The organism is Halanaerobium sp. ST460_2HS_T2, from assembly GCF_003337665.1.
In the GTDB taxonomy this organism is placed as follows: domain Bacteria; phylum Bacillota; class Halanaerobiia; order Halanaerobiales; family Halanaerobiaceae; genus Halanaerobium; species Halanaerobium kushneri.
In genome coordinates, this window is the sequence record NZ_QPJF01000003.1 from 1 (window position 1) to 12,112 (window position 12,112).

The window sequence follows — 12,112 nt, forward strand, 5'->3', positions numbered from 1 at the left end:
GATTCTATTTTTTTATTCAAAAAAATTTGAACTAGATTTACTGTTTAAAGACTATCATAACGGGATTCGGTATTTTTACTTGCCGAATTCAAGTTAAAAATAAATAAATTGTTTCATCACGAATATTTTTTATTTTGGTAAGAATTTGCGAAACAATATTGTAATAACTACTCTGATAGCCGCCAGAGCCGACAAACATATCAGTTCCTTCTATTTTCTGAAGATATCCATATTTAGTTTCAATCATTCCATTATCAGGATTAATATAAGGATAACTTAGTCTGCCACTTCCTTTACTTTTAACAAGATTAATCATTTCTTCTAGTAATTTTCTATCCTGAATCTGAAGATCCATTCTATTTTCACCCTCTAAATTTGGAGTTGGAGGCAGAGAAACCGTATTCCCCTCCAGATCATAAATAAAAAAATAAAGATCATCAGCATATATCTCATTATTTAATTCAGACATAATATTTCTTAACTCATTTTTAGTATAAGTTTTATTTTCTGCCTGCCCCTCCTGCAGAAGCAGCTGATAAGCCTCAGAAAGAATTTCAGCTCGGCTTTTAACCAGTGCTTCATATTTATCATAATTTCTTTCCAGTAATTCCAATTCCATTAGGGCTTGATTTTCTTCGGAAAGATAATTAAACTGATAAATTACAATAGCCAGCAGAAAAATCATTGCCATAACGAAACTTAATCCAATTCCCAGTAAGATTTTATTTTGAATAGATAAATTTTTAAGTATTCTCATCCTTAGCTCCTATTTATATTTTTATTTGCTGATTAGAGAAATAAAAACAAGCATTCTAAACTTTATTATAACAGAAATGTAAAATTATATCTATTCTGCAGCCAATTTACTCTCAATTAATTAATAATAATTTCTATTTTTAAGGCGGGTTTTATCTGAATATTTGCTCAAATCAAACAAAAATAAAAATACCTCCAAATAGATAGTCTAAATTAATTAGGCTACCTACTTTGGAAGTATCATATTAAAAAAGATGTTTTTTATAATCAGTCATTATTTTGGTTTGAATTTTGCTTATTTTTTTCTTTCATTGCTTTTGACATCGTCTTTTTCAGAGTTTTCATCATATCTTCTTCACTATCGACACCCATAACAATAATATCAGGACTGCCACCAAAATAGTGATCAAATATCTCAAATATTAAAATCCCGGCTAAAAGAACTACCAGAGCCAGCTCCAGGCCCAACTCAAAATAAATAAGAGCGAAAGCAAGGGCAGTAATAAAACCGATAACATATGAAATCTGATTTCTATGCTGTGTAATAAACATTGAGAGAAGGTCTTTTAAAATAACTAACTTTTTCTTGATAATATCACTTCTCCTTTATAAGACATTTCTTAAGAGTACCTATATAATATCAGTCCTGATTTTGAATGTCAAAATTTGAATGTTTTAAATAACTTTTTTACAATTATAGTTATTAATTAACATAAAAAATATCATTATAATAATTACTTTCAAACTCTCGTTTATGAACAAGTGAAGAATTGAGATTTTCTGCAAAAACACTCAACCACTTTGCATAAAGCTGATGCATTAACTCCAATTCTACCTCTGTTTGCTGCCAGAATTCCTGATGCAGCTGATTCTGATGTTTCCAGATTAACTTGTTTTCTTCTTTAACTGCTCCTGACAAACGATCACAGGGCATCCTCTCCACAAAATGTTCATTGATAATTTCAAATGCTTCATTTAAATCAAACTCTTTTACCTTATCCCGTTTTTTTGCTTTTTGCGCAAGCTCTTTTGCCTGTTCTTCATAAATAGTAAAAAGTAACTCCTGGTCATTATATTTGTCCAGTAAAACTGATACCACTGCAGCTTCTCTACTCTGAGCACTGCTAATTGCAGCTTCCAGCCAGGGATGAATATCATTACCAGCAATTAATTCGGTCAGCGGTTTATCTGCTTTTAATTCCCCATACTGCTGACGATAAGGCTCAATTAGATCATTAACAATTTCTGTTGAATATTTTTGACTAAACTTAGCAACAATTTTTGCTTCTCTGGCTTCCACTATCTGGATCTGGTTATATAACCACATATGAATCGGTCCTAAAAATGCACTCATTATCAAAACTCCTTTATTTTTATACTTGATTATTCTTCTCAAGTTATTATAGCATTTTTAAAAAGGAGTTTATATGATATGTGTCACAGAATTAATTAATACTGATTGTATGAGTGCACTCAAATTTTCGCCCTGATTTAAGCTCATTAATTCCCTCTTTATCTTCAAGTTTTCCAGTAGAATCTACCGAATCAGCAATCCCCTGCCAGGGTTCAATACAAATAAAAGGAGCTTCTGCTGATTGTGACCAGATCCCAAGATAGGGGAAATTTTTAAATTCTACTTTCACTTCTCTTTCTGATTTTTTACTTTTTAAAGTTACTTTTTCCGATACTAAATTTTTAAAAACTAAGGCATCGTCTTTAAAAATTTCTGGCTTTAGTTCCAGAATTCTTGAGTTGTTTAATAATTTTTTTCGCTGATGATTTAACAGTCCTGATTCTAATAAATGTTTATCAGCTGTTTCTTTTTTTTCAAATTCTAAATAATAATCTTCTTTTTTTTCATTCTCAGCAAGCGGCCAGTAAAAAGCAGGATGCGCTCCAATTGAAAAGTAGATATTTTTCTGATCCTGATTAATAACTCGATAAGTAATATCCAGGGAATTGCCTTTAATATTATATATAATCTGTAGTCTAAACTTAAAAGGATATTTTTCTAAAGTATCCTTACTCTCTTCCAATAGATATGTCAAATGGTTTTTACTTTGTTCTACCAGTTCAAATTCCTTATCTCTAGCAAAACCGTGCTGAGTCATCTCATATTTTTGGCCTTTATAAAAATAGTGATTATTTTTTAAACGTCCAACAATCGGAAATAAAACAGGTGCGCTTCTCCCCCAGTATTTAGAATCACCATGCCAGAGATAATTTTTTCCGTTCTTTTTTAAAATTAATTTCTTTAATTGAGCACCATTAGTATCAACTGTAATTTTTATTTTTCCATTTTCCAGTTCTGAAATCATTAGGAATCTCCTCCTGACTTACTTTCGAATTTTAGTAATTATTCATTCTTATAATACAATTATATAATAGATACAATAAATTTAAAAGAAAGCAAACCTGCTTTAAACTCATGATTTTTCCAAATAAAACTTAATTTATTTATTAAAAAAAGAAGGAGTTTTTTATTTTAACAAGAATAATATAAATAATGCTAAAACGATTTCGGTTATTTGTTTTATTTTTTAGATTTTTGATTAGTCATTAAGAAAGGAGTTTTATCGTGAAATATGGTCATTTTGATGACAGGAATAAGGAATATATAATTCAAAAACCTGATACTCCCTATCCCTGGATTAATTACTTAGGGTCTGAAGAATTCTTTGGTTTAATTTCAAATACTGCTGGAGGATACAGTTTTTACAAAGATGCCAGCAAGAGAAGACTAACCCGTTACCGTTATAATAATGTTCCTACTGATGCCGGAGGTCGTTATTACTATATTTATGAAAAAGGAGAATATTTTTCTCCTGCCTGGGCACCACAAAAGTCCAATCTGGATAGCTATCAGTGTCGACACGGACTTGGCTATACAATTATTGAATCAGAAAAAAATTTACTAAAAACTGAAATGAAGTTTTTTGTTCCTCTGGGAGATAATTTAGAAATCCACCAGATTAAAATTAAGAATCTTAGTAATGAACACAGAAAAATTAAGCTTTTTTCATTTTTAGAATTCTGCCTATATGATGCCGAAGATGATATGACTAATTTTCAACGTAATTTTAATACTGGAGAAGTTGAAGTAGACGGTTCAACAATTTATCATAAAACAGAATATAGAGAAAGAAGAAATCACTATTCTTTCTATACGGTCAATCAAGAAATTTCTGGTTTTGATACAGATCGCGAAAGTTTTTTAGGATTATATAATAGCTTTTCTAATCCAGATGTTTTAAAAACAGGTGAATCAAATAATTCAATTGCTCACGGCTGGTCACCGATTGGTTCTCATTCTTTAGAAATTGAATTAAATGCTGGCCAGGAAAAAGAATTTATCTTTCAGCTTGGTTATATAGAAAATAAAGAGGAAGAAAAGTGGGAAAGCAAGGGAGTAATAAATAAGAACAAAGCTAAAAAACTAATTTCTAAATATAATTCTTCTGACAAAGTTAATAAAGCTTTTAAAAAGTTAAGCAAACACTGGGAAAAACTCCTCTCTTCATTTTCTATAAAACATCCTGATCCCAAATTGGAAAGAATGGTTAACATCTGGAACCAGTATCAGAATATGGTTACTTATAATTTAGCTCGATCTGCCTCCTATTTTGAGTCAGGAATTAGTCGGGGAATTGGCTTCCGGGACTCTAATCAGGATCTGCTGGGATCAGCTCATATGATTCCGGAAAGAGTCAAAAAACGAATTAAAGATCTGGCTTCAACTCAATTTGAAGATGGCAGTGCTTTCCACCAATATCAACCTTTAACTAAAAAAGGTAATGATAAAATTGGAAGTGGATTTAATGATGATCCTCTTTGGCTTATCTTTGCTGTTGCTGCATATATTAAAGAAACAGGAGATTATGAAATCTTAAAGGAAACAGTACCATTTAATAACGGAAAAAAAGCCACTATTTTTGATCATCTGGAAGCCTCATTTATGCATGTAGTTAATAATCTGGGGCCGCACAACTTGCCATTAATTGGACATGCTGACTGGAATGATTGTCTGAACTTAAGTGCTTTTTCCGAAAAACCAGGAGAATCTTTTCAGACTGTGAGCAACAAAGACAACAGTCCAGCTGAATCTGTAATGATTGCAGGTATGTTTTTAACAGCCGGTCCTGATTTTGTCCATTTATCTAGAAAAATGAATAAAAATAAACTGGCAAAAAAAGCAGAAATGGCTTTAGAAGAAATGAAAGCAGCAGTCAATAAATATGGTCGTGATGATGAATGGTTTGTTAGAGCTTATGATTACTACAGTAAGCCTTTAGGAACAAAAGATAATAAATATGCTAAAATATTTATTGAACCTCAGGGATTCTGCATCATGGGAGGAATTGGACTCAAAGATGGATTTGCTGAAAAAACTTTAGACTCTGTAAATAGAAAGCTGAATTCTGAACACGGATTAATGATTTTAGATCCTACAATTAAGGAATATCAAATAAATATGGGAGAAGTAAGCTCTTATCCACCTGGTTATAAAGAAAATGGTGCTATCTTCTGTCATAATAATCCCTGGATCATGATAGCAGAAACGATTATAGGAAATGGGGAACGTGCTTTTGAATACTATAGTAAAATTGCTCCAGCCTATAGAGAAGATATTAGTAAACTCCACCGGACAGAACCCTATGTATATGCTCAAATGATTGCTGGTAAAGATGCTGCCAGCTTTGGAGAAGCTAAAAATTCCTGGCTGACAGGGACTGCTGCCTGGAATTTTGTTGCTATTAGCCAGTGGATGTTAGGTATCAGACCTGATTTTGATGGTTTGAAAATTGATCCCTGTATACCAGCTGAATGGGATGAATATACTGTAATACGTAAATTTAGAGGTTGTAAGTTTAAAATTAATGTTAAAAACCCGAAAAATATAAATAAAGGTGTAGAAAAAATATTTGTCGATGGCAAAGAAATAGAAGGTCAGCTGCTTAAAACTCATGATAAAGATGAGAGTAAGGTCGAAGTTATAATGGGATAAATTTTGAATAAACTTAAAACTTGGTTTGAATTTATTTCTAAAAAGTAACAATAAAAATTATAAAATCATCTAAGCGGCTTAGATCATAATTTCTAAAGACCTTAAGCCGCTTTTTCTAGTTTTATTTATCAAATAGATTAGTAATCTTATATATCATGTTACAAACATTTCGACAATAATTTTTATACAATTCCTATAGCCCTAAAGATGAAAACAAAGAAAGTCAGAGAAAAAACTGATCCCAGAGTAGTCATCATAACTATTGAAGCGGCGAGATTTTCGTCTCCTCCCATTGCAGCTGTTATAATTGCAGAAGAAATTGAAGTTGGTACTCCAAATAAAATATAAATTAAAAATATTTCACTATTACCAAATCCTAAAGTAAAAGCTGCCAAAACAGCTATCGCTGGATTAATTAATAGTTTGAAAATCGTTGCAGCAACTGCAGATTTAATATCTACAAATAATTTATCAACTTTAAAGGTGGCTCCAATTGTCAACAGGGCCAGCGGAGTTGCTAAAACATCAAAATAATTAGCTGTATTCTGAAGCAGAGGTGGAAATTTAAATTTCATTAATGAGGCTAAAACACCAAGAACTATAGCAATAATAAAAGGATTACTAATTATATTTTTCAGAGAGTTTCTAAATTGATTCTTTGCCTTATTATCAGGATTAGTAAGAACTAAGACTAAAACAGCTAAGATATTATAAATCGGCACTACAAAAGCCACGACTAAAGAAGCAAGAGGACCAATTGCACCTGTAACATTTTCAATTAAAGAAAATCCTACATAAACAAAATTACCTCTAAAAGTTCCATGTATAAAAGCTCCAACTTTAGTGTCTTCTTTAACAAATAATTTGGAATAAAAATATATAATCACTACACTAATTGCTGTGCCAACAATTGCAAAACTAACAAATTTAAAATTGAAATTTTCAACTACAGCACTCTGAGAAACACTGTTAAAAAGTTTTAATGGTAAAGCTATGTAAAAAACTATAAAATTAGCTGCATTAATAAAATCCTGTCTGATTATATTTCTCTTCTTTAGTATAAAACCACTCAACATTATCAAAAAAATTGGTAAAGCAACACTGAGACTAAAAACAAAATTATCTAGCATAATTCCCTCCTGAAATCATTATATTTAACAATAGTGTATATAAAAAAAAGAATAATAACAAGACATTAATTGTTATATTAAATTAATTTTCTACTTTTTTTGATATAAAATAGTAAAACAGAAAGGCTAGATAAAATAGCCTTTCTGTTCATTTTTGTTATTAAATGTTAGATCTTATTTACTTGAACATAGGAGAAGTGAATTCTAAATAATCTCCTAATTTAATACTTCCATCTTTATTTCTCTCAATAGGTAATTTAATTTCTAAACTCTCAAAATTATCTTTAGTAATTTTTACACCACTGATATTTTTTGAGTTTTCACCATTATAAAAGAAATTATGATTAGAAGCTTCAACCTCAGGATAACTATCAGCATCTATTTCTTTTGTGGCAAAAGAAATGAATTCTTCTATAACATAATCCTCCTCTATTCCATTATAAGTGGTAAAGACAATGTTTCCTCCCTGGTTATTAAAGGAGACGTTATTTACAGCTCTAACTCCTGGATTACTGTTGCTGGCAAAACCGACAGCACCATTTCCAAAAGCTATACAATCTTTAATTAGATGTGGTACATGAACTCCCTCTCCACCAAGTTTAAAGCCGTTTTTATCTCCATTACCGACAGTACCATCTGTTAAAGTACCATTATTGTAGGCTATAGAGTCTTCGATTACTACTTTCCCTATTGCACCAGTACCCACTTTTGTGTAAAGATCCCAGCCATCATCAATATTATTATGAGAAATACAGCCTTTAAATACGTTACCCTCACCAGAGGTTAATTTAGCTGCAAACCCATCAGCATTGTTATTAGATGGATCCGCATTATCAAAGGCTGTAGAATTTAAGATAAGATTATGTGATGGCCATTGATCTTTATCAGATTCAGTAATATCTGTTCTACTTATCTGCAGACCTGTATTTCCATTATCATAAAATCTACTTTCCTCAACAATATTATAATTACCACCAATAACCATTCCCTTTTCATTTGCCGCAGACTGAGTAACATCTATTCCTTTAATATGCCAGTAATCAGCACTTAGTATAATCCCTTCTGATTTTTTATTAAAATCAAAAACAGGATTTGCCCCTTCTGCTGCTACAAGATACCTGTAATTTTTTTGAGTCCCATCATTATACTTCTTAATTTCTAATTTTTCTTCTCTTAAATACTGACCATCTAAAACTACAATTTTCTGCCCCGGACGAGAATATGCTACAGCAGTATCAATATCAAGCGGAGAATCTTCACTTCCCTCAGCAGCTGGACTACCTTCAGGTGCAGCATAAATATCTGCTCCATCTCTATAAGTTTTCATCTTAACACTGAAGTTTTTAATAATCTGATTATAGTCTGTCAGATTTTGAGTGTCATCTGGTAAAAATATAATCGTAAAATCATTGGCAGTGTTATTTTTAAGCTGAGTTGCAATCTCAATTTCTTTTCCAGCCTTAATATCCAACTCATTTTCAATTATTTCTCTACCCTGTTTTACTTCTGCAGTACCATCAACATTTGCTTCAAAAATCAGTGGATAATCTTTAACTGCAGTTTTTTCCAGAGAGAGAAAATCAAAATCTGGATCAACAGGCTCAGCTGGAGGTACTACTTTTGGAGCATCAGTTGCTGCATTAGAAACTCTTAAGTCAATATTACTAACCTCAATATGACCGACTCGAGCTCCAAAGAAGCCAAGATAAATTTTGTCATTCTGTACTTCCAGTAGTTCAGGTTCAAATAAAATCTCTTCTTTTTCTCCATTTAGTCGACCAACATAGCCGCTGTTTGTTTTCTCAAGTGTTAGTCTATACTCTTTTACAGGATAGGTATTATCTGGAGTTGGTTTAACTTGCTCAATCATCATACCTTTATCTCCATTACTGCCTTTTCCATCCGGTGATTCCACACCAGTTCTGTAAAATAACTGGGTTCCATTTGGATCCTTACTTCCACCACTGTAGCCACCTACACCAACAATATTTGAGGCAAAAACACCGTCATCACCATCTTTCCCGATTGCATCACGAGCCATGATTCCAAAAGCCTCCTGGCCATCATGTGGCTCTTTCGCATATTCAATCACTTTAATATCTGCTGAAAGCTTAAAGTTATCATCAGCATCAAGTACGGTATAATAGTAAGCTATTCCATCATGATCAGTTGCTACTTTTCCTCCACCATTAATAGAAGCTACTTCCACTGAATCTTCTTTAACATTGATAAATGTATCATCATCAGAAGCTGACTGACCAAAATTAATTGCATTCCAGCTGTACTCTTTTGCTTTTCTTACTGTAATATCAAAAGTAATAGCCTCTAATTGATCAGATTCTGGAATTACCTGCACCGTGTAGGTTCCCTCTTTTTGATTATCGATATTAGAATCATCAATTGTATATTCATCAGCTGCCAATATTTCTTGATCACCATTATCATATACTTTTGCTATTTTTATACCTTCTGTTTTAAATTCTTCTCCAAGATCAATTGTTGTTTGAGGATACTCAATCAGCTTTAGACCACTAACTTCCTTCTCTTTTAGCCTTAAATTTAAGGCTGTTTTTTGATCTTTATATTTAAGCATCACTTTCTGCTCCCCTATAGCACTGGAATCAAAACCTTCAACTTCATAATCTTCTCTCATTAAACGAATAGAATTCCCATCATCATAATTAGCATAGACTGAAATTCCATCCAGGTCTAATTCTTCGCCGGGAAAATATAAAGTTTTTTCTGGTTTTTCTTTGATTTTCAAATTCTTAAGTTCTGCATCACTAACATTTATAGTAAAGCTGCTTTTAACTTCAGGCTTTTCTTTATAAATTATTGAAACATTTTTTTCTCCTGGAGATTCAAATATAAATCCAGTGTCAGTTAACTCAATTCCATCAACAGCTATTTTATACTGCTCAGAATTAATTTCTTTTTCTCTGTAGCCATTATTATATTCAGCTATAACTAAAAGTCCTTCTGACTCAAACTGATCTCCTAAATAATAATTTGTTTTAGCAGGGTAGTATTTAATTTTTAAAGCTGTAGCAGTCAATTCACTAATATTTAAATCTATTTTCTTAACAGCTCCTCCATATTGAATTTTAATGGTGTTTTTACCTGCTTTAGAACTGTTAAATCCAGTAACTATATAATCTTTACTGCTTAACTCTTTACTGCTACTATCAGCAAATTCTGCTGTAACATCCAATCCTTTAAGATTTAAATCCTCTTCTAGAAGATAATCTTTTTTGAAATTATCGCTATTAATATTTAATTCTTCAACTTCTTTTATTTTTTCAAGCTTTAAATCACTATAAATTACTGTTGTATTTCTGGAGGTATAAAGTCCTGCAAAAAGATCTTCACCTTCAAATCCAGAAAAATTATCTACAATTACCGGTTCTTCCTCACCAAATTTCAACCAGTATGTATCACCAAATTTTTTCATTTTCACTTTATAATTTAATTCTGGTGCCGGAATGGTCCCCTTAACCAGCTCTCCAAGTTTTTTCTGTCCTTTTGCAGTTCTATAAAAAGCTGTTGTTGGGGTTTCTTTGGTTACATTTAGGGGTCCTACCGCAAGTGCATAACCGATATCTTTTTTATTATTTTTATTATATAAAACCTTATCTCTGACCATAATACCAAAGGAAACCTGATTATTCAGATCAAAAGACTGAACTTCTGCCTGAACGCTCATCTCAAAATTATCATCTTGCTTTAACTTTTTAAAATAATAAGCTATTCCTTCTGATGAACTTTCAATCTTACCTCTGTTATTTGCACTCATCATTTTAATTCTGTCTTTATCCAGTTCCTGAATGGCAAAATTTTCGGCTGTTATTTTATTATCTCCACCTACATTGCCAAAAACACTTGCTTCCCAGTTACTGTTTACTTCAATCATTTCTGCAGAAACTGCTGGTGTCATGATGATTAAGATTAATAAAGCCACTAAAATATTTAAGTTGATTTTAGAATTCATTTTATTAATTTCCCCCTCTGATTTTAATTTAGAAAAGAATTACTTACTAAATATTTAAATTTCACCTCCTTTTTAGGTTTAACGTTTTCCGTTTACCCTTAAATAACAAATCTTTGAAATTTATAAATAATTACAAATATAATATTAGCACTTTATCCTAATTTTATCTAAACATATTTTTAGAATTTAGATTTCATTTAACATATTTTTAGCTTAAAATTTAAATTTTCTTATAATTTAAACAAATAAAGCTTTAAGTACTTAAAATATTCAATATAAAACAATAAAAGTAGATATTAATAATTTATCTGCTAATATCTACTTTAAAGTTTTAAAACTTTATTCAATTTTCTCTATAATACTTCATCAAGCCAATCTAAAACTAAATCAGACCATTTAGAAACATATTCGTTTTCTGCTGCTAAACCAAGTCCGTGCCTTCCCTGGGGGAAGATATGACTTTCAAAATTAATGTTCGCTTCACTCAATGCTCTACAGAATAAAATAGTGTTTTCAACTGGAACTGAAGCGTCATCAGCAGTATGCCAGATAAAGCCTGGTGCTGTTTTCTTGCAAATATTTTTCTCAGTTGAAAATAAATCCAAGAGCTTTTGAGAAGGAGAATTGCCAAGTAAATTGTCTACTGAACCCTGATGAGCAAACTTTCCAGCACTGATTACCGGATAAGCTAAAATTTGTGCATTAACCATTGAATTTTCTGCTTCAACTAAATCTTGGTCAAAACTATAATCTTTCAATTTTTCTCTATATATATTTCTATACAAATCATTATTAGTGCCCACAATCGAGGCAAGATGACCGCCAGCTGAGAACCCCATAACTGCAATTTTATTTTTATTAACCTTCCATTTATCAGCATTTGACCTAATATACTTTACAGCTCTTAAGGCATCTAATAGTGGATAAGGAAATCTATAAGGAGCAACCCTATAATGCAGAACAAATGCATTAAATCCATTTTTATTCAAAAACTGAGCCACCTCTTTACCTTCGTGTTCAGCTCGATGAGTATAACCGCCTCCAGGAAAAATTAATACTGACTTTTTTACTTTTTCTGTATCGAGCAGGTATTTTTTTAAAAGAGGTGCAAAATCATCTGTCTTTTTATAACCAGGAATTTGACCATTCCAGATATCTAACATTTCTAATCTCCTCTCTAAATAACTTTTAAATCAAATGAACCAGGCTATTAATTAAAAACTAAATATATCT

Annotated in this window: 8 protein-coding genes; 1 reads left to right on the forward strand and 7 read right to left on the reverse strand. The window is 31.5% G+C overall.

Annotated elements, in window-relative coordinates; translation table 11 throughout:
* Positions 1-88 precede the first annotated feature (88 nt).
* The 4 genes from DFR80_RS02140 to DFR80_RS02155 form a co-directional block, all read right to left on the reverse strand.
* Positions 89-757, reverse strand: a complete 669-nt coding sequence (locus DFR80_RS02140; RefSeq protein ID WP_114489081.1) for a cache domain-containing protein — start codon at positions 755-757, stop codon at positions 89-91.
* 266 nt (positions 758-1,023) lie between these two features.
* The gene (locus DFR80_RS02145) at positions 1,024-1,308 is read right to left on the reverse strand and encodes a hypothetical protein (protein WP_114489082.1); all 285 of its coding nucleotides are present in this window, start codon (positions 1,306-1,308) and stop codon (positions 1,024-1,026) included.
* 151 nt (positions 1,309-1,459) lie between these two features.
* The gene (locus tag DFR80_RS02150) at positions 1,460-2,110 is read right to left on the reverse strand and encodes a hypothetical protein (protein ID WP_114489083.1); all 651 of its coding nucleotides are present in this window, start codon (positions 2,108-2,110) and stop codon (positions 1,460-1,462) included.
* Between the two features lie 91 nt (positions 2,111-2,201).
* Positions 2,202-3,074 carry an aldose 1-epimerase family protein gene (locus tag DFR80_RS02155; protein ID WP_114489084.1) on the reverse strand — a complete coding sequence of 291 codons (873 nt, stop codon included), beginning with the start codon at positions 3,072-3,074 and terminating at the stop codon, positions 2,202-2,204.
* A gap of 260 nt (positions 3,075-3,334) precedes the next feature.
* Between DFR80_RS02155 and DFR80_RS02160 the strand changes: the two genes are divergently transcribed.
* Positions 3,335-5,761: a GH36-type glycosyl hydrolase domain-containing protein gene (locus DFR80_RS02160; protein WP_114489085.1), complete on the forward strand. Its 2,427-nt coding sequence runs from the start codon at positions 3,335-3,337 to the stop codon at positions 5,759-5,761.
* A 182-nt stretch (positions 5,762-5,943) separates the two neighbouring features.
* On the opposite strand, the gene DFR80_RS02165 is transcribed toward DFR80_RS02160, so the two are convergent.
* The 3 genes from DFR80_RS02165 to DFR80_RS02175 form a co-directional block, all read right to left on the reverse strand.
* Positions 5,944-6,891, reverse strand: a complete 948-nt coding sequence (locus DFR80_RS02165) for an AEC family transporter (RefSeq protein ID WP_114489086.1) — start codon at positions 6,889-6,891, stop codon at positions 5,944-5,946.
* A gap of 178 nt (positions 6,892-7,069) precedes the next feature.
* Entirely contained in the window at positions 7,070-10,879 is a 3,810-nt protein-coding gene (locus tag DFR80_RS02170) for a bacterial Ig-like domain-containing protein (RefSeq protein ID WP_114489087.1), read from the reverse strand.
* Between the two features lie 353 nt (positions 10,880-11,232).
* On the reverse strand, positions 11,233-12,042 hold the full coding sequence (locus DFR80_RS02175; RefSeq protein ID WP_076543830.1) for an alpha/beta hydrolase: 810 nt from the start codon (positions 12,040-12,042) through the stop codon (positions 11,233-11,235).
* Positions 12,043-12,112: the final 70 nt, after the last annotated feature.

Coding starts and splice junctions, on each gene's coding strand:
- DFR80_RS02140 (WP_114489081.1), bottom strand. CDS start 757: ATGAGAATACTTAAAAATTTATCTATTCAAAATAAAATCTTACTGGGA.
- DFR80_RS02170 (WP_114489087.1), bottom strand. CDS start 10,879: ATGAATTCTAAAATCAACTTAAATATTTTAGTGGCTTTATTAATCTTA.
- DFR80_RS02145 (WP_114489082.1), bottom strand. CDS start 1,308: ATGTTTATTACACAGCATAGAAATCAGATTTCATATGTTATCGGTTTT.
- DFR80_RS02175 (WP_076543830.1), bottom strand. CDS start 12,042: ATGTTAGATATCTGGAATGGTCAAATTCCTGGTTATAAAAAGACAGAT.
- DFR80_RS02155 (WP_114489084.1), bottom strand. CDS start 3,074: ATGATTTCAGAACTGGAAAATGGAAAAATAAAAATTACAGTTGATACT.
- DFR80_RS02150 (WP_114489083.1), bottom strand. CDS start 2,110: ATGAGTGCATTTTTAGGACCGATTCATATGTGGTTATATAACCAGATC.
- DFR80_RS02165 (WP_114489086.1), bottom strand. CDS start 6,891: ATGCTAGATAATTTTGTTTTTAGTCTCAGTGTTGCTTTACCAATTTTT.